At 68.1% G+C, this 21,496-nt stretch carries 15 protein-coding genes and 1 pseudogene; 4 read left to right on the top strand and 12 right to left on the bottom strand.

What is annotated here, in order from left to right:
* Nucleotides 1-95: 95 nt before the first annotated feature.
* From GQ464_RS06570 to GQ464_RS06560, 3 genes are all read right to left on the bottom strand, one after another.
* A complete protein-coding gene (locus GQ464_RS06570; protein ID WP_166981112.1) occupies nucleotides 96-1,316 on the bottom strand; it encodes an MFS transporter in 1,221 nt (406 codons plus the stop codon).
* A gap of 385 nt (nucleotides 1,317-1,701) precedes the next feature.
* Nucleotides 1,702-3,963 carry an alpha-amylase family glycosyl hydrolase gene (locus tag GQ464_RS06565; protein WP_166981114.1) on the bottom strand — a complete coding sequence of 754 codons (2,262 nt, stop codon included), beginning with the start codon at nucleotides 3,961-3,963 and terminating at the stop codon, nucleotides 1,702-1,704.
* A 114-nt stretch (nucleotides 3,964-4,077) separates the two neighbouring features.
* Nucleotides 4,078-5,748: a sodium:solute symporter gene (locus tag GQ464_RS06560; RefSeq protein WP_166981116.1), complete on the bottom strand. Its 1,671-nt coding sequence runs from the start codon at nucleotides 5,746-5,748 to the stop codon at nucleotides 4,078-4,080.
* 320 nt (nucleotides 5,749-6,068) lie between these two features.
* Between GQ464_RS06560 and GQ464_RS06555 the strand changes: the two genes are divergently transcribed.
* Nucleotides 6,069-8,699: an amylo-alpha-1,6-glucosidase gene (locus GQ464_RS06555; RefSeq protein WP_166981118.1), complete on the top strand. Its 2,631-nt coding sequence runs from the start codon at nucleotides 6,069-6,071 to the stop codon at nucleotides 8,697-8,699.
* A gap of 3 nt (nucleotides 8,700-8,702) precedes the next feature.
* Here GQ464_RS06555 and GQ464_RS06550 read toward each other — a convergent pair whose 3' ends face one another.
* From GQ464_RS06550 to GQ464_RS06540, 3 genes and pseudogenes are all read right to left on the bottom strand, one after another.
* Nucleotides 8,703-8,873, bottom strand: a complete 171-nt coding sequence (locus GQ464_RS06550) for a HEPN domain-containing protein (protein ID WP_228350793.1) — start codon at nucleotides 8,871-8,873, stop codon at nucleotides 8,703-8,705.
* A 76-nt stretch (nucleotides 8,874-8,949) separates the two neighbouring features.
* Nucleotides 8,950-9,105 (bottom strand): annotated as a pseudogene (locus tag GQ464_RS19085) (HEPN domain-containing protein); the annotation flags it as partial.
* Nucleotides 9,095-9,403 (bottom strand): nucleotidyltransferase domain-containing protein, encoded by a 309-nt coding sequence (locus GQ464_RS06540; protein WP_228350681.1) that lies wholly within the window; start codon nucleotides 9,401-9,403, stop codon nucleotides 9,095-9,097. The gene GQ464_RS06540 and the pseudogene GQ464_RS19085, both read right to left, overlap by 11 nt.
* 199 nt (nucleotides 9,404-9,602) lie before the next feature.
* Between GQ464_RS06540 and GQ464_RS06535 the strand changes: the two genes are divergently transcribed.
* The 3 genes from GQ464_RS06535 (at nucleotide 9,603) to GQ464_RS06525 (ending at nucleotide 12,432) form a co-directional block, all read left to right on the top strand.
* Entirely contained in the window at nucleotides 9,603-11,693 is a 2,091-nt protein-coding gene (locus GQ464_RS06535; RefSeq protein WP_228350680.1) for a GWxTD domain-containing protein, read from the top strand.
* 71 nt (nucleotides 11,694-11,764) lie between these two features.
* Nucleotides 11,765-12,025, top strand: coding sequence for a type II toxin-antitoxin system RelB/DinJ family antitoxin (locus GQ464_RS06530; protein ID WP_166980357.1), 261 nt, complete (start codon nucleotides 11,765-11,767; stop codon nucleotides 12,023-12,025).
* A 173-nt stretch (nucleotides 12,026-12,198) separates the two neighbouring features.
* Nucleotides 12,199-12,432 carry a type II toxin-antitoxin system RelE/ParE family toxin gene (locus GQ464_RS06525; RefSeq protein ID WP_166980358.1) on the top strand — a complete coding sequence of 78 codons (234 nt, stop codon included), beginning with the start codon at nucleotides 12,199-12,201 and terminating at the stop codon, nucleotides 12,430-12,432.
* Between the two features lie 212 nt (nucleotides 12,433-12,644).
* Here the strand turns inward: GQ464_RS06525 and GQ464_RS06520 are convergent, their stop codons facing one another.
* The 6 genes from GQ464_RS06520 to GQ464_RS06495 all read right to left on the bottom strand — a co-directional run bounded on the left by GQ464_RS06520 (nucleotide 12,645) and on the right by GQ464_RS06495 (nucleotide 21,459).
* The gene (locus GQ464_RS06520) at nucleotides 12,645-13,085 is read right to left on the bottom strand and encodes a hypothetical protein (protein WP_166980360.1); all 441 of its coding nucleotides are present in this window, start codon (nucleotides 13,083-13,085) and stop codon (nucleotides 12,645-12,647) included.
* 89 nt (nucleotides 13,086-13,174) lie between these two features.
* Nucleotides 13,175-16,531 carry a VCBS repeat-containing protein gene (locus GQ464_RS06515; protein WP_166980362.1) on the bottom strand — a complete coding sequence of 1,119 codons (3,357 nt, stop codon included), beginning with the start codon at nucleotides 16,529-16,531 and terminating at the stop codon, nucleotides 13,175-13,177.
* A gap of 28 nt (nucleotides 16,532-16,559) precedes the next feature.
* Complete coding sequence (locus tag GQ464_RS06510; RefSeq protein ID WP_166980364.1) at nucleotides 16,560-16,958, bottom strand: GxxExxY protein; 399 nt, start codon at nucleotides 16,956-16,958, stop codon at nucleotides 16,560-16,562.
* Nucleotides 16,959-17,063: 105 nt separating this feature from the next.
* Nucleotides 17,064-17,456, bottom strand: coding sequence for a GxxExxY protein (locus GQ464_RS06505; RefSeq protein ID WP_166980366.1), 393 nt, complete (start codon nucleotides 17,454-17,456; stop codon nucleotides 17,064-17,066).
* Nucleotides 17,457-17,528: 72 nt separating this feature from the next.
* The gene (locus tag GQ464_RS06500) at nucleotides 17,529-20,861 is read right to left on the bottom strand and encodes a VCBS repeat-containing protein (protein ID WP_228350679.1); all 3,333 of its coding nucleotides are present in this window, start codon (nucleotides 20,859-20,861) and stop codon (nucleotides 17,529-17,531) included.
* A gap of 151 nt (nucleotides 20,862-21,012) precedes the next feature.
* On the bottom strand, nucleotides 21,013-21,459 hold the full coding sequence (locus GQ464_RS06495) for a TonB-dependent receptor plug domain-containing protein (protein ID WP_166980368.1): 447 nt from the start codon (nucleotides 21,457-21,459) through the stop codon (nucleotides 21,013-21,015).
* Nucleotides 21,460-21,496 lie beyond the last annotated feature (37 nt).

Below are 21,496 nucleotides of genomic sequence, written 5' to 3'. Positions count from 1 at the left end.
TTTGTGACTTCGTGTCTTCGTGGCAATAAACAAAAGGTCGGGGGACTCCGTCGAGTCTGCCGAACATGCAACGTGAAACGAGAAACGAAAAACGGTCAGGTGAGGGTGGCGGCGCGGTCGGTCAGGCGTTTGTAGGGGATCAGGAGCAGGCCCAGGAGGGTGATCGGGATCAGGGGGTAATAGAAGGCGTCGTGGGTGCTGAAGCTGCGCGAGATGAAGCCCACGATGAACGAGCCGGTGGTGCCGCCGAGGGCGGAGAAGATGATGATCAGGCCCGTCATGGCGGCGTGGCGGGGTTTCTCCAGCTTGCTCAGGATGATGGAGATGATCGTCGGGTAGATGGGGCCGATGAAGAAGCCCATCACCGAGAAGGCGAGGGCCAGCGGGGGGATCTGGCGCCAGGCCGTAATGGTGCCGGGCTGCCAGCTGGCGGTGACCAGCAGGATGCTCAGGGTGAGCACGAACGCGCCGGCGAGCAGGGCGAGCTGGGTGGGCAGCCAGGGCAGGCGCTTCGAGAGATAGCCCATCAGAAAACGGCTGAAGGCGATCGAGCCGGCATAGACGCTCAACAGCCCGGCGGCGATGGCGGGGGCGAGGCCGAAGATGCGCTCGTGGAAGGTGGGCAGCCACGTGCCGAAGCTCTGCTCGATCATCACGTAGAGCCAGGCACAGAGGACGAACACCCACACCATCGGCAGGCGCAGCAGCTTGAGCATCTCCAGGATGCCGGCCTGTTCCGGATGCGAGGCCACCTCGCTTTCGTCGAGCGGGGTGGCGAGCAGCAGCAGGAACGCCAGCGCGCTCACGATGGCGATGAGCCAGTAGGTCTGGTTCCAGGAGAAGTCCAGCCCGATCACCAGGGAAAAGAAGAGCGGGCCGGTGAGGGCTCCCACCTGAAAGATTCCCTCCAGCACGTTCATCAGGCTCGTGTGATCCCGCTGGTTCTTCGTGATCAGGCCCACGGTGGCGTAGACGGCGCCTTTCATCAGGGCGAAGCTGACGCCGATGGCCATGTAGAGCACGGGCGTCACCCAGAAACCGCTCACCAGGGCTACCAGCATGCAGGCCAGCGTCACGGCCAGCAGCCCCGCCAGCATCGACCGCCGGTAGCCGAAGCGGGGGATGTAGGCGGCCAGCAGAAAGGAAGCCACCGCAATGGAGAGGTCCTTGAACGCTTCCAGGCTCGCCGCCGCCGCCTCGTCGACCCCGTAGCTCTCGATGACCCGGGCGATGACGATGCCGACCGTGTTCAGCAGGATGGCGAAGACGAAGAAGTTCAACGCCAGCGAGATACGCACTTTCCAGGACTGGGACATGAACCGTTTCGGATGGGTTGCTGTTTTGGGTGTGGAGACGAGCGGTATGTAGCCGCGGGCTTCAGCCCGGGTATGCCGGCGTCTGGCAGAGCGCACCCGTGAAGGGGGCGGCTACAGCATCAGGCTGAATGGGCGTCATAATCTACGCTCGAAGTTCGGTAAAGCCGTGTGGACGGAGGGACAACAACGGGCGCTGGGACGGAAGGTAGCCGCGGGCTTCAGCCCGGGTATGCCGGCGTCTGGCAGAGCGCACCCGTGAAGGGGGCGGCTACAGCGTCAGGCTTAACAACACCGTCCGCGTGCAGCATCGGCGTCATAATCTAATCTCGAAGTGACGTAAAAAGGGCAACGTGTAACGTCAAACGTGCAACGTGCGACGTCCGGTTCAAACCTCAAAGATCCGGTTTTCGCCGGCCTTCATCCAGTACGTTTTTTCGGACCGTGCGACCAGGTGCGGGCCGCGTTTTTTGATCCACCGGAAGGTGAAGCAGGTGCCGGCCGGCAGGACCACGGTGGCGGTCCACCAGGGGTAGTCAGCGGCGTCGAGGGGGAGGGCCTGCCGGGGATCCCCGCTGCCGAGGGCTTCCGGGGTGCCGAAGACGTGCACCGTCTCCCCCCAGAACGTCTCCACGTGCACGCGCAGCGTCGTCTCGACGGGAGGACCGGGGCGGGTCTCCGGAGCCGGCACCAGCCACCGGAAGCCGTAGGGGGGCAGCACCAGGTCGCCCGAGGTGAAAAGCAGGATCTCCTCCGCCAGCACGTCCCGGAGGACGGCCTGATGCCAGGGAGCCGGCAACTCCCCCAGGCGCAGCCGCTCGGGCCGCCCGGCGAAATTGGCGACGACCAGCAGCCGCTCGCCTTCGAAGGCTCGTTCGACGACGAACAGCCGGTCGTTCTCGGAGAAGAAGACGTGTTCTTCGGCCCGGCCGTGGAGCGGGCGGAGGGTTTTGCGGACGGCGGCGAAGCGCTTGAGGGCATGGAAGAGGCGGTGGGGTACGGTGCCCGGCGTGTGCCGCATCGCCGCCCGTTGCCAGTCCATCGGCGGGCGATGGACCCAGCGGTTGTCCCGGGCCTTGAGCGGGTCGTCGAGGTACGAGAAGTCGTTGAGCTGGCCGATCTCGTCGCCGCCGTAGAGCAGGGGGGCGCCGCGCATGGTAAAGGTGAGGCTGTGGAGCAGCAGCAGGCGGCCCAGCGCGGCCTCGATGGCCTCCGGGCCGGCCTCTACGAGCGCCTTCTGCAAACCGGTCAGGGCGGCGGCCGTCCCGGAGGTGCGGGCCTCGCCGGTGCGGCGGTCCAGCTGGAAGCGGTAGCCCTCGGCATAGCTGCCGGGCAGGCGCCCGGCGTAGAAGTCGCTGCAGAACCGCCGGGTGGCGGGGCCGTCCTGCCCCACGGCGGCGCAGTCCTCGTCGTCGAGCCCCCAGCCGATGTCGTCGTGGCAGCGGATGTAGTTGAGCCAGACGGCTGTCTCGGGGGTAGGGGGCAGGGCCGTCAGGGCCGTGCGCAGGAGCTGCGTGTTTTCGGAGGCCAGGGCGTGCCAGAGGTGGCACATGAGCGTGGCGTTATAGGCCAGCTCGCATTCCTTCCCCTCATAGCCGCCCGTGCCCAGGTAGCGGATGATCTCGTCCGGGGCGACGATGGCCTCGGCCTTGAACAGCACCCCCGGCGCGGCGATCCGCATGAGGGCGCGGTAGGCCCGCAGCAGGGCATGGGCCCCCGGCAGGTTGCGGCAGTCCGTGCCCTGTTCCTTCCAGAGGAACGGGACGGCATCGAGCCGGAGCACGTCCGCGCCGGTCTGGAAGAGGAACAGCATCTCCTCGAACATGGCGGCGAAGACAGCGGGGTTGCGGTAGTCGAGGTCCCACTGGAAGTCGTAGAACGAGGTCCACACCCATTTGCCGACCTCCGGGACGAAGGTGAAGTTGCCCGGGGCGAAGTCGGGGAAGACTTCGGGGAGGGTGCGTTCGTAGACGTCGGGCAGGGTGCGGTCGTCGAACATCAGGTAGTAGGCCTGATAGTCCGGGTCGCCGGCCAGCGCGCGCTGTGCCCACGGGTGCTCGCGGGCGGTGTGGTTCATCACGAAGTCGATGGCCAGGAGCATCCCGTCGGCGTGGAGGGCCTCGGCCAGGGCACGGAGGTCATCCATGGTGCCCAGACGCGGGTCGACGCGGCGGTAGTCGGCCACGGCATAGCCGCCGTCGTTGGGGCCCTCCCGCGTCGCGAGCAGCGGCATCAGGTGGAGGTAATTGACGCCCAGCTCTTTCAGGTAGGGCAGCTTCCGGCGTACCCCGTCGAGGGTGCCGGCAAAGAGGTCCACATAGAGCGAGAGGCCGACGAGGTCGGGCCGCTGGTACCAGTCGGGCCGGGCCGCGCGCTCACGGTCGAGGCGGCGGAGGGGTTCGGGGCGTGCCCACCACCCGGCGAGGGCCGCGTCGAGCAGCCGCAGGGCCTCGGCGGCGCGGGCGTGCGCGGTGCCATAGACGCTCGCATACGCCGCCCAGAAGTCGGGTACGTACCGTTCGAGGCGTTCCGCCAGCTCCGGCTCCGCCGCCAGCGCCTTCTTGTGGCGCCGTCGCATGGCCGCCACCAGCAACGCCGCGTGGTCGTCCGCACCCTCCCATCGTTTCTTTGAGATGCCGACCGGAGGCATAGGCGTTCGCCAGGGGTTTCAGGTTGCACGTTCCAGGTTCTACCTCGCATCAGGGGGCACCAACCTGGAACCGGAAACGTGCCACCCGGATCGTGAACCGATCGGTTCCTGGCCTCACCAGAACATCCCGACGAACAGGGCGATGAGGCCGAGCATCCCGACGACCTGGTAGCGGTAGTTCTTGTACCAGGGCAGGTGGGCCAGCTCTTTCGACTCCTCGCGGAAGAAGGCCGGCGACCACGTCAGTTCGCGTACCACCTGCGGGTCGGGCTCCTCGCCGGTCAGGCTCACGATCACCATCGTGACGGCGCTGATGACCAGCAGCAGCGGGGCCAGGTAGAGGAAGTGCAGGACGGGGACGCCGGCGGCGGCCAGGGTGGCTTCCTGGGGGCCGAGCGGGCCGGTCTGCACGATGAGCTTGTCCATCAGCGCCAGCGCGAAGATGGCGGCGGCGGCCAGGTGCCCCACGATCAGGCCGGCGAAGGCGCTGTGCCGGTTGGCCCGTTTCCAGAAGACGCCCACCAGGAAGCACGCCAGCACCGGCGGGGCCAGGTAGGCAAGCATCTGCTGGAGATACGTCCACAGGTCCTGGAAGCGCAGGATCTGCGGGGCCCACAGGATCGCCAGCGTCATGAAGGTGAAGGTCACCACGCGCCCGACGACGACCAGCGTGTGGTTCGAGGCGTCGGGCCGGAGCTTCTTGACGAAGTCCATCGTGACGAGCGTCGAGGCCGAGTTGAGCGTGGAGTCGACGCTGGACATGATGGCGGCGATGAGGGCCGTGATGACCAGCCCCCGGATGCCCACGGGCAGCAGGTCGAACATCAGGGTGGGGAAAAGAAGGTCGGCGTTCTCGGCTAGGCGGGCGGCGATCTCGGGGCGTGCCTCGGGGGTATAGATGAGCCGGGCAAAGATGCCGGGGAGGACCATGATGAAGATGATGGGCAGCTTCAGCAGGCCGGCGAAGAGGGCGCCCCATCGGCCGTGGTTGAGGTCCTTCGCGCCGAGGGTGCGCTGCACCATGAACTGGTTCGTCCCCCAGAAATAGAAGCCGAGGAGGAAGACGCCCGTGACCAGACCGGGCCAGGGCATCACCGGGTGGTCGGCCGGGAGGACGACGCTCAGGTCCGCCTCGGGCACCACGGCCGTGACGGCGTCCCAGGAGCCCACCTGCTCGAAAGCCAGGAACGACACCAGGCACGCGCCGAAGATCAGGAGCACAGCCTGCACGGCATCCGTGTAGACGACGGCTTTCAGGCCGCCCGCCACCGTGTAGAGGCCCGCCAGCACCCCGAGCACGACCACCGATTGCCATAGCGGGATGGCAGGGTAGATGATCTGCACCACCAGCGCCCCCGCATACAGGGCCGCCGCCGTGTCGATGACGATGTTCATGAAGATGAGCAGCGCCGAGAAGTAGTACCGCGACCGGGCGTCGTAGCGCCGCTCCAGAAACTCGGGCATCGTGTAGACCTGCGTCTTCAGGTAGAAGGGCAGAAAGAAGACGACGAAGAAGATGAGCACCAGCGCCGCCATCCACTCGTAGTTGTAGACGGCGATGCCGCTGCTGAACGCGCTCGACGAAAGCCCCACCAGCGTGCTCGATGAGACGTTCGAGGCAAAGAGCGAGAAGCCGATGAGCCACCACACCAGCGAGCGGCCGGCGAGGAAGTAGTCGTCCGTGGTTTCGGTCTTGCGGGCCACGTAAAAGCCGACCCACACGATGAAGACGACGTAGAGCAGGACCATCAACAGGTCGATCCAGGTCAGTTCGAAGACGGGCATCGCAGACGAGGCTTGTTGACGGGGGAGCCGGAGACGGCCTGGGATCGCGCCATGGTAAGCGCTTACAGATCAAAAATGCAAGCCGGAACACCGCGCCTCCGGTCGAAAACGAGCCCGTGCAAGGACCGCCCGTTTTCTTTTTGCGGGCAAAAGGGTCAGAGTGGGAAACCGGTGAGGGGCAGGGGGCCGTATCGTGCGGGCCGGCCGTTGCCTTGAAACTCACCCTTCGGCGTTTCATATTGCAGGGCGCCTCTCTCCGGAGGAGGCGCGTGGTTGCGATGCCCCCTCTCGTTTCACCTTCGACACCTCGTGCCCGGCGTATGAAAACGATTACCCCCCTGCTGTTCGTCCTCCTCCTGGCCGTCCCGGCGGCGCCGCAGGCCCGTGCCCAGGCGGGCCTCGTGCCCCGCTTCGCCCTGCCCGAGAGCGGCCTCCGCCTCGAACGGCCCGTCCAGAACGGCGCCTTCTTCGACGTGCTCGGCCGCCGCGCCGCCGTCTTCGGCTACGAGAACCGCCCCTTCGAGGTGTGGGCCTACCCGCTCAAGCTCGTATCAGACGTCGAGCTGTTCTTCCAGATCGCAGACTACCCCGGCTCGTTTGCCGGCACCGAGACCGTCACCCACATCGACGTGAGGCCCGAGGCGACGATCCTCACGTACACGCACGCCGCCTTCACCGTCCGCCAGATCCTCTTCGCCCCGGTCGACGAGATGGGCGTGGTGATGCTGCTCGATGTGGATACCGTCCGCCCGCTCACCGTCACCGTCTCCTTCCGCCCGGACCTGCGCCTGATGTGGCCCGCCGGGCTGATGACGGGCAACATCTTCTGGGACGAGGCCGGCGGCTATTACGGCATCGTGGAGGAGACCGGGCGCTTCGCCGGGGTGCTCGGGGCGCCCGTCGGCCGCGACGTGTCGATCATGCCTTACCAGGAGGAGCCGCGCGACGTGCCCAACCGGCTGGTCTTCGAGGTGACGCCGGAGATGGGCCGCGACTACCTGATCCCGGTGGTGGTGGCCGGCAGCGTGGAGGGGATCGAGGCGGCCCGTGCCACCTACGAACGCCTCCGCGACCACGTGCCGGAGCGGTACGCCGAAACGGTCCGCTACTACCGCGACCTGCTCGACCGCACCGTGCAGATCGACACGCCGGACGACCGGCTCGACGAGGCCTTTGCCTGGGCGAAGATCGGCACGGACAAGGGGCTGGCGACGAACCCCTACCTGGGCACCGGCTTCGTGGCCGGCTTCCGCACCGCCGGCAACAGCGAACGGCCCGGCTTCGCCTGGTTCTTCGGCCGCGACGCGCTCTGGACCACCTTCGCCCTGCTGGCCTACGGCGACGTCGAGGCCGCCCGCACCGCCCTCGACTTCCTCAAGCAGTTCCAGCGGGACGACGGCAAGATCCCGCACGAGATCTCGCAGAGCGCCGCCCTGCTCGACTGGTTCGAGGACTATTCTTACCCCTGGAACAGCGCCGACGCGACGCCCCTGTTCATCATCGCCCACGCCGACCATTTCCGCGCCACGGGGGATGTGGACTACCTCCGGGCCAACTGGGAGGCGCTGAAGAAGGCCTACGCTTTCACGGCCGCCACGGACACGGACGGCAACGGGCTGGTGGAGAATACCCGGTTCGGGCACGGCTGGGTGGAGGGGGGCGAGCTGTACCCGGCGCACGAGGAGATCTACATGCAGGGGCTGTGGATCGAGGCGGCCCGGAGCCTGGCGGAGCTGGCCGAGGCGCTGGGCGAGACGGACATCGCCGCCGAGGCCCGCGCCGCCGCCGAGCGCACCCGCCGGGCCACCGAGGAACACTACTGGCTCGAAGAGGCGGGCCACTATGCCTTCGCCACACGCACGCCGGGCGCCACCACGCCCGAGCGCGCCGAGGCCATGTACGACGAGGACACCGTCCTGCCCGCCGTGCCGATGTGGTGGGGCGTGCTCGACGCCGAGCGGGCGCAGGCGAGCATCGACCACCTGGGGGCCGGCGCCCTGGCCACCGACTGGGGCACCCGCATCCTCGCTGCCACGAGCGACCTCTACGACCCCCTCTCGTACCACAACGGCTCGGTCTGGCCCCTCTTCACCGGCTGGGCCTCGATGGCGGCCTACCGGTACGACCGTCCCCACGTCGGCCACCAGGCCCTGATGGCCACCGCCCTGCTGACGTACCAGGATGCCCTCGGCTACGTGACCGAACTGCTCTCGGGCGACTTCAACACGGCGTTCGGCCGGTCGTCGCACCACCAGGTATGGTCCGAGGCGATGGTCATCACGCCCGCCGTGCGCGGTCTCTTCGGCGTGGAGGCCCGGGACGCGGGGCGCACCCTCCGCCTCGCCCCACAGGTGCCGGCGGACTGGGACGGCTTCACGCTCACGGGCGTCCGCGCCGGAGACGGCGTCTACACGGTCACGATGCGGCGTACGGCCGGCGAGACGCGCCTGGTCGTCGAGCGCACCGCCGGGACGGGCGCGGCGACGCTGGAGCTGGCGCCGGCCTTCCCGATGGACGTGACGTTCGCGGAGGTGCGGGTGAACGACGGGCCGGCGAACTATGAGGCGGTCTACGGGCCGGGCGACGTGCAGCGGGCCCGGGTGCGGGTGACGAGCCCGCCGGCGCGGGTGGAGGTGGTCTATACCCACACGCCCGGCACGGACGTGTACGTCCACCGCCCGATCCCGGCCGAGGGGGCGCGGAACGAGGGCCTGCGGATCCTCCGGTCCCGGGCCATGAAGCCGGAGGGGGCACCGGGGCGGCTCGAGCTCGTCGTCGAGGGGCGCGGGGGGCGCACGTACACGCTCCACGCCCGTACGCCCCACCGCATCGGCCCGGTCGAGGGCGTGACGGTGACGCCTGCCCCGAACGGCGACACGGCCCTCGCCATCTCGTTCGAGGGGCCGGCGCACGTCTATGTTCGCCGTATTTTTCGCCTGCCGCTGGAGTGAGCGTCATGCGGGGGAGGCCAGCGTCGTTTCCACCCATCGCACCACCGCCTCGGCCCGCTCGACGGCGTCCCGGTGCTCATCCGGTGTGACGGGTTCGAGGTCGGCGGGATAGCGGGTCAGGACGGCATAGACCGTCAGCGAGGCAGCGCGCCGGACCGGGGTCGGGTATCGCAAGGCGGGGCGTTGAGCCTTCGAGCAATGTCTTGAGGTTGTGGGTGCGGGGCACGGGTTGTTCCAGGGCCACCCACAGGGCCTTCAGGGCTTTTTCGGCCGCCTGTTGAGCATGGAAGCACAGGTCTTCGCGCAGCACGCCATCCGGGGGAGAAAGACGGGCCAGGGTCAGGTCGCTCCGGGCACGACGAAGCCAGTCGGCCGGGCTACCGGGTGTGGGGGACTCAGGCGGCATACACCTCGTGCCCCTCGCGGAGGATGGTGCGATAGATCAACCCGGGGTGGTCGGCATACCGGCGCAGGTGCCCGGGCGTGGTGACCAGCACATCAAAGGGGACGCCGTGGCCGGTGAGATGCTCGTACAGATACTGGGCCGTCCGGCGGCGGGGCGTACCTTCGGGCATGACGACCAGGAAGTCGATGTCGCTGCCGGTGTGGGTCTGTCCACGGGCGGCGGAACCAAACACGTAGATCCGGAGCGGGTGCACCAGCGCCACGATCTGGCGGACCAGGTCATCACGAGCGTGATTCACGCTGGTTGTGTCTGGCGTCTGCATCGTGCAGAGAAGCTGGACGGAGGGGCGAAACCGGTAGGAAAGCCGTCAAGCGTTCCTACCCGCCAGCCCGGCGGCGGGATCCGGGCGCCGGGGCAAAACGAGGAACCACAGAACCTTATGCCCGGCTGCCCGGTACCCTTCTGGGTTCGATGGAAGCATAACCGGACAGGGTGTCATGCGGGCGGCTCGATGGGCTATGATGGTGATGGCGGGGCTGGGGCTGCTGGCTCCGGCCGGCGCGGTGGCCCAGGGGCAGCCGGTCGCCGAGGCGCTGGCGGCGGGGCGGGCGGCTGTGGAGGCTGGCGACCCCGTCCGTGCCCTGGCGGTGCTGCGCCCGGCGTTTGACGCCGACCCGGCCGCCGGCATGGCCGAAGCGGGCACGGTGGCCTACTGGCTCGGGCGCGCCTATGCCGATGCGGACCGGCCGGACAGCGCCGTCGCCGTGTGGGGGCGGGGAGCCGAGGCGCTGGCTGCCGAAGGCCGTGTAGATCTGCGTCTGGCCGACGCGCTCGTATGGGACGTGTTTACCCGCCGGGACTCACTCCACTACCCCGAGGCAGCCACCGCCTACCTCGCCCTGCTCGACCACCTCGACGGCGTGGCCGGCGAGGCGCTGCGCCCCGTCCGGGTACGCCACCTCGCCCCGCTTGCCTTCATCCTCCCCGACGACGTCCGCGCCGCGACGGGCCTCGACAGCCTGGACGCCGTGCTCACGCGCGGGCTGCCGCCGGGGGCCGGAAGCCGCCTCGCAGCCTGGTGGCGCAGCGTGGACCTGCTGCCCGCCACGCCCGCGAACGAGCGCCTCTACGAGCACCTGGAGCGCGTCACGTTCGCCCTCGACGCCTACCGCCACCCCCTCGCCCCCCTGGGCTTCGACGACCGCGCCCGCATCTACATCCGCCTCGGCCCGCCGACGCGGCGGGTGCGTGTGCAGATCGACCAGAACGAACCCCTCCGGCCGCAGCTCTCCGACCCCCTCGTGCCCTTCTATCCCGAAGGGGAGTTCTGGGTCTACGACCACATCGACGACGCCGCGCAGTACCTCTTCGCCCGCGAGCGCGGCAAGCCGTACGCACTCGCCACGCCCACCGACCTCGTGCCGCCCTCGGTCAGCGGGCAGCGCAGCAGTCTCCGGTACATCACCTCCATGATGGACATCTACCGGATGCTGGCCCTCTACCACCCGAAGGGGCATTACGGCTCCCTCTACGAACAGATCGAGAACTACGTCGGGTTGCTCGAGGATTACGCCATCGCCGGGCGGATGGGCGTCCTGCCGAACATGTACCGCGCCGTCCCGCCGGCGCCGCGCGCCACGATCTTCTCGATGCTCTCGCGGGGCCGGGCCGAGGACCGGCATGCCATCCGCACGCGCGAAGAGCGGGTGCCGCGTGCCTACTCGAACGTGCTCGAGGGGGTGGATTTGCTCCCCGTCGACCTCCGCTGGGCCCGGTTCCTCGAGCCGGACGGCACCACCCGCGCCGAGGTCTACTGGACGCTCCGCACGGCCGACCTGCTGCCGACGGAGGGGACGGCCCGGCGGCTCCGGAAGGCGGGCTTCACCCCCTCGGACCGCGTGCTCCTTCAGATGAATGCCCTCCGGCAGGCACCCGACTACCGGACCCTGGCCCGAGACAGCAGTCTGATGATGATCCACGATCCGGGTGCGGAGGCGGACGGTGTGCTGCCCGTACGCACGTACGTCGTAGATCGGCTCGCCGGGACGGCGCACGTGGCCCTGGCCTGGGACGCCTACTGGGCCGCCGCCGGCGCGGAGGTGGCCCGGGGGCCGCGCTTCCGCACGGGCGCCTACCGCCTCGAAGGCCTCACGCCGCTCGACGCCGACCCCGGCCGCCTGGAGATGAGCGACCTCAAGCCCCTCCGCCTGCGCGACGACACGCAGCCGCTCGACCAGGCCGACCCCTTCCCACATACGGCCATCACCCCGGACGTCCGCCTGGGCCTCTACTTCGAGGTCTACCACCTCGCCTATGGCCCGGACGACCGGACGCACTACACCGTCGCCTACGAGGTGACCCGGGAGGAGCACGAGGGCGGGCTGCTCCGCCTCCGCAAGCAGACCGTCGAGCGCCGCACCGTCACGACCACGTCGTACACCGGCGACGACCGCACCGCCCGCGAGACGGTCTTCCTCGACCTGAACGAACTCAGCGGTCCGGGCCGTTTCGAGGTCCACGTCCGCGTCACCGACGAGGTCACCGGCCAGTCGGTCGCGCGCTCGCTGGCCTTCGACGTGCGCGATTGAAGTGGAAACCCGGCGATCCGTTCCATGTACTTCAATTGTAGTACGTTGTGTCACATCACCGGACCGGCATCATGGGAAAGACCAGTACCGTCTCGGCCCGCATCGACCCCGAAACCAAGCGGAAGGCGGAAGAAACTTTCAGGAAACTCGGGTTGACGGCATCACAGGCCATCACGCTCTTCTACCGTCAGGTGGCACTGCGAAAGGGGTTGCCTTTTCCGGTCGAGTTGCCGAATGAGACGACGCGCAAAGCACTCGAAGAGGCGCGTGACCGCGAACGCCTGCCGCGTTTTGAGTCGCCCGAGGCGCTGTATGAGGACCTGGACATCTGACGAAACAGGAGTTACGCCGCTGAGACCTGTGCCGCGACAGGGCTACCCCTCCGTCGCTTCGCGACACCTCCCCTTCGCATGGGGAGGAAGTGGGTGGCGGCTTCGTGTGAAGCCAAGCCCTTCCCCCTGGCCGCACCCGGCGGCCCTGCAGGGGGAAGTACCCCGAAGGGGGGATGGGGGTCGCTCTCTCCCTGGCCGGAAGCAATCACGAAGTGAACGGGGAGAAACGTGGCGGCTTCGCCGCTTACTGCCTAACATCAGTGATGAAAGTCATCCGTCGCACGAACCAGTTCAAGAAAGAGGTCAGGCGTGCGAAAAAGCGGGGAAAGGACGTTCAGAAGCTGAAGGAGGTCATCGAGAAACTGGCCCGTGGCGAGACGCGCTATAGCGTTGGTCCATACTATTGAAGGTGTCGTTGTGCAGCGCGATGTAGCCGCACCCTTTATGGGTGCGCCCCCTGGCCCACAGGAAAGCGGGACGCGCAACGCGTTCAGATCCGCGGCTAAGCGGTTGGTTCGACGGGCGAAGGGACGCCATGCCCTCATGAACCATGACCTCCGCTATAGTCGAGCAGACGCAGGGGCCTGCCGCGAGGTACGATGCCCTGGACGTCACCCTCCTACACCGGCGGGCCGGTTTTGGAAAGGGCCACGGTCAGGACCGTCAGGCCCGAGAAGCCGGGGCCGCTGATGGTGCCCGTGATGGTCCGCCGGTCGTCCGACACCACGCCGTTGAGTTCACCGAGGGGCGGGCCCGAGAAGAGCAGGTCCATGTTGATCATGGGGTGGAAATAGGCGGCGCCCTCGACGATGGTGAACGCATCGGGCCCGTTCGGACCGGTGACGGTGCCGCCGCCCGAGAGTTCGATGCCCTGCTGCTGGATCGTCATGTTGATCTGAAAGACGATAGTATCTCCCTGGGCCGTCACGGACGTCACCTCGCCCACCCAGGTGCCGGCCACCGAGTTGGGGTCCTCGTCCATGCCGGAGCCGGAGTCGCACGCGGCGAGGAAGAGACTGACGGCCAGGGGAAACGCGAGGCGTACAACGAGGGATCGCATGGCTACGACGGGTTGAGAGGACGGTAAGGAGCCGGTCCTTCCCAGAAAGCACACAGGGCGGGCCGGACAACCATACGCATTTCAGTGGATTATTCTCCGTGAGCGAGGGAGGTTTCCGGCACGAGCCGTTGGATGACCTGCGGCCGGTCGTTGTTACGGGCGGCCACGATCAGGGGGGTGCCGTCGGCGCGGCGGAGCGGGGCCAGGCGACGCACCTCGCCTTCGAGCCACAGGTTGCTCTCGGCCGGGGGCACCACGGTGAAGCCGCCCTGTCCATCGCCCCGGAGGAGCCAGCCGTAGGCGGCGTCTTCCCGCCCGCGCCGCGTAGTGGCCCCGCCGGAGTTGCCGGCCATGAGGGCGTCCAGGTGGCCGTCCCCGTCGAAGTCGCCGGAGACGATGGCGCGGACCGGGGCAAACTGGACCTCGCGGGGGAGCGGGCGCACCACGAAGGTGCCGTCGCCCCGGTTCTCGGCGTAGGCCGAGGCGAAGGTGGTCGCCACGAGCGTCTCGGCATCGCGGCGGTCGGGGAAGAGGTCGTCCAGCGTGGCGGTGGCGAAGGCGGCGTAGGTGGGCAGCCGCTCGGCCAGGCGCGGCATCTGGCGGAGGAGGTCGTCGCGCGAGGCGAAGGGGAGCTCTTCGCCGTCGCGGTAGAAGGTCAGGAGCGGGTCGATGGTGCCGTTGCCGTCGAAGTCGTGGCGGTAGAGGCGGACGGGATGGCCGGGCTCCGGGCGCAGCAGGCCGTTCAGTCCCTGGTTGCCCAGGAGAAGGTCCGGGTCACCGTCGCCGTCCACGTCGGCGGGGTGGACGGCGTACCACCAGCCGTGCGTATCCGCCAGACCGGCTTCGCGGGTCCGCTCGACGAGGCGACCGCCTTCGTTCATGAAGAGACGCACCGGCATCCATTCGCCCACGACGACGAGGTCCGGGTCGCCGTCGCGGTCCACGTCGGCCCAGGCGGCGCCGGTGACGAGGCCGGCGGAGGCCAGGCCTTCGGCACGGCCGGTCGTCACGTCGGTGAAGCGGCCGGTGCCGTCGTTCTCCAGGAGGAACGAGGGCGGGAGGGCGCCATAGTCCTTGGCCACCACCCGGCTGCCGACGAACAGGTCGAGGTCGCCGTCGCCGTCGACGTCGGCGGGGGCCACCACGCTGCCCTGCTCGAAGAGCGGCGGGAGGGCCTCCGCGTCGCGGGTGAAGCGGCCGGTGCCGTCGTTGCGATAGAGGCGGTCGCGGAGGGCCTCGTTCCGCCCCCAGAACTCATTCCCGGCGCTGACGACGTAGAGGTCGAGGTCGCCGTCGCCGTCGGCGTCGAAGAAGGCGGCGGCGACGTCTTCGTAGAGGCTGTCGGCCTGCCAGAGGGCCTCGTTGGTCGGGCGAAAGCGGCCGTCCGGGGTCTGTACGAGGAGGCGTGCCGGCTGCCATTTGGCGTTGCCGAAGAACAGGTCGTCGAGGCCGTCGCCGTTGACGTCGCCCACGGCCAGCGCCGGCCCTTCGGTGGAGACCAGGTGCGGCATCAGCGGCTCGCGCGTGAAGTCGATGAAGGCGTTTTCGCGGTGGACGACGTCGAGGTCCACCTCGTCCGTCACGTCGGCGAAGAGCGGGTTGTCCGGCACCTGTGGCGGGTAGGCGTACGCGCCGGCTGCATCGGCCTGCCGGAGCGTGAGGGTCCGGTCGGCGGCGAGGCCGGTGAGGGTCTGGAATCGCCCGTCGGGCCAGACGACCGTGAGGGTGTCCACGGTGGCGTCGTCGCCCAGGCCGAAGTGGAGGCGCAGGTCGACGGAGGAGGCCCAGCCGCGTGTGGGGAACTGCTCGCGGAGCTGCGCCGTGCCGCCGTGCCGCACGATCACCTTCGCCCCGATGCCGAAGCGGTTCATTCCTTCGCCTTCGAGTACTACGGTCAGGTAGTGGCGGCCGGTGTGCTCACGGGCCCGGTTGCGGTAGATCGAGGCGGGCGCGTTGAGGTTGTTGACGACGAGGTCGAGGTCGCCGTCGTTGTCGAGGTCGGCGTAGGCGGCGCCGTTGGAGAAGCCGGGCGTGCCGAGGCCCCAGGCCGCGGCGCGTTCGGCAAAGGTCAGGTCGCCCCGGTTGTGGAAGGCGGCGTTGGGCAGGGGCACGGAGGGCATCCACGCCAGGACCGAGTCCAGCACGGCGGGGGGGATGACCTCGTTGCGGAGGGCGGCCTGCACCTGGGGCTGCACGACGAAGCGGAGGTAGTCCAGGTCGTTGGGGCGGCGATAGACGCCGTTGGTGACGAACAGGTCGTTGTAGGCGTCGAGGTCGAGGTCGGCCAGGAGGGCGGCCCAGCTCCAGTCGGTGGCGGCCACGCCGGCATAGAAGGCCAGGTCGATGAAGCGCCCCTGCCCCAGGTTGACGAGGAGCGTGTTGCGGGTGAACTGGTGGTGGTAGCCCCGGTTCAGCTTGATGCGGTAGACGTCGTAGCCTTCCTCCGAGACGGCGGTGCGGCGGATGTCCTCGCGGAAGGGCAGCATGTCGGTGACGATGACGTCGGGCCGCAGGTCGTTGTTGATGTCGGCGGCGTCGCTGCCCATCGAGGCCAGGCTGGTATGGCCGGTAGCCGTGTAGATGGTCTCGCGGAAGGTGCCGTCGCAGTTGTTCAGGTAGAGGTAGTCGTTCTCGTGGAAGTCGTTCGAGACGTAGAGGTCCGGGCAGCCGTCGGCATTCAGGTCGCTGGCGGCGGCGGCGAGGCCGTAGCCGAGGACGCTGCCGTAGATGCCGGCGGCCTCGGTGACGTCGGTGAAGCGGCCGCCGTCGTTGCGGAGCAGGAGGTCGCCGGCGGCCTCGTGACGTTTGGCGCGGAACTCGATGCCGCCGATCTGCCCGACGTCGTGGACGGAGTGGCGGACGAGGTAGACGTCCAGGTCGCCGTCGCGGTCGTAGTCGAAGAAGACGGCCTGGGTGTTGAGGCCGGCCACGTCGAGGCCGTATTCGGCGGCGCGTTCCTCGAAGCGGGGGAGGCCGTCGTCGCCGGGGCCCCGGTTGAGGTACAGCTCGTTCCGCCCGTGCATGGGGCCGTGCTCCACGTTCGAGACGTAGAGGTCCAGCCACCCGTCGCCGTTGACGTCGGCCATCGTGGCGGCCTTGGTCCAGGTGCCCCGGCCGGCCACCCCGGCGGCCTCGGTGACGTCCTCGAAGGTGAAGCCGCCCCGGTTCAGGTAGAGGCGGTTGGGCCCGCGGTTGGCGGTGAAGTAGAGGTCGACGAGGCCGTCGCCGTTGACGTCGCCCACGGCCACGCCGCCGCCGTCGTAGAAGTACAGGTAGTTGATGATGTTGAACGTCGAGTCCTCGTCCAGCACGTTGGCGAAGGTGACCCCGGACGAGTCGGGCGGCACCGGGGCAAACAGCGGCGGCCCCGCCGCCGGCGCCTCCGGCTCGGAGCAGGCCGTCGCAAACAGGATCGGGAGCAGGGCGAGAAAAGGAAATCGTTTCATGAAAGGGCACACGGATGGGCGCGGATGGTTACGGATGGGGCGCGGATCGGTGTCGCTTACGGTCGTTGGTGAAAATGCGCCGAACCACTTCGGGCTTTTCTCCAAAATTGAGCAACAGGCCCACTTCGATGTCGGTTGCCTTCAGGTAGTTCACCAGTTGATGGGTGTGGTTCGGGTGCAACAGGTCTACGGCCTTCAGTTCGATGATGACCATGTCGTTGACGACCAGGTCGGCAAAGTATTCACCAACCCGTTCTTCTCCATAATACACGTCGATCGGTTTCTGCCGAATCACATCGAGGCCGTTCCGGGCCAGTTCGATCGCCATAGCCTTCTCATACACTTTCTCCAGGAATCCATACCCGAGGGTGTTGTAGACCTGGTAGAAAGCCCGGATTATCCGACCCGTGATATCCTCGTGGAGCATGATCCTGTGTGTCACCTGGAACGAAAAAATCCGTGATCATCCGTCAACAACCCGACCCATCCCTGTGCCGTAGCGACGTTGCTATGGGCCACAAAGACACGAAGGTCAGAGGATGATGCGCTTGATGCCATGCTTGATCAGGGGTACGTTGAAGTTGATGAGGAAGCCCAGCCGGAGGCCGGTCAGCTTGAGATGACTCAGAATCTGGGCTTCCCAGACCGGATGCATTTCGTCCACGGCCTTTAATTCGCAGATGATGCGCTTTTCCACGAGCACGTCCAGCCGTAATCCCTCGTCGAAGACAATGCCGTCATATTCGATGGGGATGGCGACCTGGCGTAGATAGCGCAGGCCCCGTTTACCCAGTTCGTGGCAGAAACATACCTCGTATACTTTTTCCAGGAGGCCGGGACCCAGATGCCGGTGAACCGTGAAAGCGGCATCGACGATGTGCCGGGCCATCCGTTCCTCTTCGGGGGAGAGCGGCTCGTACGACATCTTTGTGCCTTCGTGTCTTCGTGGCAGAGCATTTTTGCAACAACCCGTCCCACCCGTGTGCCGTAGCGACGCTCATCGCACCTCGAACACCTGCACGGCGTCGTCGTTTCGGGCCACGAGGACGCGGCCGTTGGCGCGGGCGAGGCGGCGCGTCTGGCCGGGCACGAAGAAGCCGCTCTGACGGGGCAGGCGCGTCTCGAAGCGGAGGGCGCCGTCGCCGCGGAGGAAGACGCCATAGCTGGCGTCCATACGCCCGAGGTCGGGTTTGAAACCGAAGAAGTTGCCGCCGAGGAGGAGGTCGGTGTGGCCGTCGTCGTCGAAGTCGCCGGCGAGCAGGCCGTACATGGGGGCGAGCTGGGCCTCGAAGGGCAGGGGATGCAGGCGGAAGGCGCCGCCGGTGTTCTCGAAGACCACCGTGCGCAGTTCGTAGGCCGTGTGCACGAGGGCCCCGGCCCGCTCCGCCTCGGTGAACAACTCCTCGACCGTCTTGCCGGCGTAGTCCCGGTGCGTGGGGAAACGCTCGGCCAGGAACGGGATGTGGGCGACGAGGTCGCGGCGCAGCACCAGCGGCAGGGGCCGCCCGTCCCGGTAGACGGAGAGGATCTGCTCGACCCAGCCGTTGCGGTCGAAGTCGTGGACGTGCATCGTCAGCGGTGCGTCCGGCGTGGCACGGAGCTTCGAGTTGAGGCCGTGGTTGCCGGCGACGAGGTCCGTGTCGCCGTCGCCGTCGAGGTCGGCGGCGAGGAGGCGCGTCCAGAGGCCGTGGGTCCGCTCGAGGCCGTCGCCGGTGCGGCGCGCGAGGCGGCCGCCCGTGTTGCGGAAGACGGTGACGGGCATCCACTCACCGGCGACGACGAGGTCCGGGCGGCCGTCGCCGTCGACGTCGGCCCAGACGGCGTCCGTGACCATCCCCACACGGGCCAGGTCCGGGGCGAGGTCGTCCGTCCGGTCGGTGAAGCCGCCGCGTCCGTCGTTGACGAGGAGGGCGCTCCGGGGCGTCTCGCCGTAGCGCCAGGGCACCGAGCGGCTGCCGACAAACAGGTCGAGGTCGCCGTCGCCGTCGACGTCGGCGGGGGCCACGACGCTGCCGCTCTCGTAGTGGTCGGGGAGGCGGCCGTACGCCTTCGTGAAGGCGCCGTGCCCGTCGTTCAGGTAGAGGCGGTCGAGGAGGGCCGGGGCCCGCTGCCCGTACTCGTTGCCGCCGCTGACGACGTAGAGGTCGAGGTCGCCGTCGCCGTCGGCGTCGAAGAAGGCGGCGTCGACGTCCTCCGAGATGGCGTCGGCGTCGAAGGCCGTCGTGGCGAGGCGGGCAAAGGTGCCGCCGGGGCGGCCCCGGTAGAGCGCGCCCGCCTGCTCCTTCGCCCCGCCCACGAACACGTCGTCGAGGCCGTCGCCATCGACGTCCCCCACGGCCAGCGCCGGCCCCTCCGTGGACAGCTTCCACGGCAGCATCGGCTCGCGCCGGAAGTCGATGAAGTCGTTCTCGCGGTGGACGAAGTCGAGCCCGGAGGCGGCCGTCACGTCGGTGAAGCGCGGCCGGGGCGTGGGGCGCGGGATCGGCAGGTCGTCCACCGCCGGCAGGGGGGCCTCGCGCTGCCGGAGCGTGAGGCGCTGGTTCGTGGGGATGCCCGTGCGCACCTCGCCGCGCCCGTCAGGCCAGACCACCAGCAGCGTATCCACCGTCTCGATCGTCCCGAGGCCGAAGGTGAGCACGGGGTCGACGGACGACTGGAAGCCGCGCGTCGGGATCTGCTCGAGGTAGAACGTCTGCCCGTCGTGCCGGACGAACACCTTCGCGCCGATGCCGAAGCGGTTCATCCCCTCGCCCTCGAGGGCGACCTGCAGGAAGCGGTGGGCGTCGAGCGAGTCGGTCTCGTTCCGGTAGACGAACGCCGGCATGTTCAGGTTGTTGACGACGAGGTCGAGGTCGCCGTCGCCGTCGAGGTCGCCGTAGGCCGCGCCGTTGGACCAGCCCGGTGTGGCCAGGCCCCAGTCGTCGGCGCGGTTGACGAACGACCAGTCGCCCCGGTTCTGAAAGAGGTAGTTGGGCAGGCGCGACGAGGAGATCTGCGCCAGGAGCTTCGGGTAGTTGACCCCTTCCTCGGCCACGAAGTCGCGCAGGCTCTGCTCCGAGCTGAAGTTCATGATGAAGTCCTGGTCGGTCAGGTCCTTGTAGACGCCGTTGGTGACGAAGATGTCCTTGTGGCCGTCGAGGTCGAAGTCCTGCAGGAGGGCACTCCAGCTCCAGTCGGTTGCGGCGACGCCGGCGAGGAGGCCGATCTCGGAGAAGGTGCCGTCGCCGTTGTTGCGGTGGAGCATGTTGCGCATGAGCTGGTGGTAGAAGTCGCTGGCGAGGCCGCCCTCGTAGGCCCGCCAGTCATCGAACGTGGAGGTGGTCTTGAGGCGCAGGTCGTCCTCGGGGAGCATGTCCGTGACGTAGATCTCGGGCAGGCCGTCGTTGTTGAGGTCGGCCATGTCCGCGCCCATCGACGACTGGCTGATGTGGGGCATGCGGTCTTTGATGACCTCGCGGAAGGTGCCGTCGCGGTTGTTCAGGTAGAGGTAGTCGCGTTCGAAGAAGTCGTTCGAGAGGTAGAGGTCGACCCACCCGTCGCCGTCGACGTCGCCGGCGGTGACGGCCAGGCCGAAGCCGATCTCGCTGCCGTGGATGCCGGCCTCCTCGCTGACGTCGGTGAAGCGGCCGCCGTCGTTGCGGTAGAGGCGGTCGCCGCCGAGGTCGTGGCGCACGTGGCGGACGGTCTTGACGCGGAAGCTGGAGATGGGCCGCGACGAGTTGTTCATCACGTAGACGTCGAGGTCGCCGTCGCGGTCGTAGTCGAAGAAGGCGGCGTGGGTACCGTATCCGCGGTCGTCGAGGCCGTATTCGGCGGCGCGTTCGTCGAAGCGGGGGATGCCGTCGGCGTCCGGTCCCCGGTTGAGGTACAGCTCGTTGGCGCGGTCGTCGAGGTCGCCCGAGTTGAGCACGTAGAGGTCGAGCCATCCGTCGCCGTTGACGTCGGCCACGGCCACGCCGGTGGACCACCGGTGCCGCCCGCCCACGCCGGCCCGGTCGGTGACGTCTTCGAACAGGAAGTCGCCGCGGTTCAGGTAGAGCCGGTTGGGGAGCTGGTTGGCGGTGAGGTAGACGTCGAGCAGGCCGTCGCCGTTGAAGTCGCCCAGGCCGACGCCCCCGCCGTCGTAGTAGTTGCGGTAGGTGAAGACGTTGAAGTCGTCCGTGTCGGTGAGCCGGTTCTCGAAGTCGATGCGGGTGAAGCCGGGCGGCAGCAGGGTGAAGCGGTGGGAGACGGCCGGCGCCGCGGCGCGGGGACCCCCGGCGCGCTCCTTCGCGCACCCGGCCAGGACCATCAGGGAAAGGAAAAAGAGCGGGGAGAAACGCAGGGACATCAACCTGTTCGGGTTCCGGGTTTCGAGGTCAGGATCGGGATGGATTTTTTTGCCACGAAGACACGAAGGCACGAAGGGAAGGCCGAGCTATCTTCAACCTTCCAATTTTTAATCTTCAATTTTCAATTTTCAATTTTCAATCTCCCCCCGATCACCGGCCGGTGCCTCGTTTGGTGGTGATGACGATGACGCCGTGGGCGCCGCGCATGCCGTAGCGGCTTGTCTCGGCAGGGTCCTTGAGGACGCGGATGCGGGCGATCTCGGAGACGACGACGCCGGGGATGGAGCCGTCGGCGGCCAGGTCCACGGGGATGTCGTCGACGACGATCAGGGGCTGGTCGTGCCCGCTGAAGCTGCTGATGCCGCGCAGGCGGATGAGGACGCGGCCGCCGGCGCCTTCGGTGAAGGTCAGGCCCGGGATGCGGCCTTCGATGAGGTCTTGCAGGCGCGTGGCCGAGGGGGCGGTACGGGTGAGGTCGTCGCCGGTGAGGGTGCCGGCGGGCTCCGTGGTGCGGGCGCCGCCGCTGCCGCCGCATCCGGCGGAGAGGGCGAGCGAGAGCGCCGCGATCAGGAGCACGAGGCGTGTCGGGTAGCGCATGGGTTCGTCGGGTTCTGGAAGCGGTGTTCGGGATACG

The organism is Rhodocaloribacter litoris, from assembly GCF_011682235.2.
Lineage (GTDB): Bacteria > Bacteroidota > Rhodothermia > Rhodothermales > ISCAR-4553 > Rhodocaloribacter > Rhodocaloribacter litoris.
Note: the sequence above shows the minus strand (reverse complement) of the source record. Positions and strands in the feature narration are given on the sequence as shown.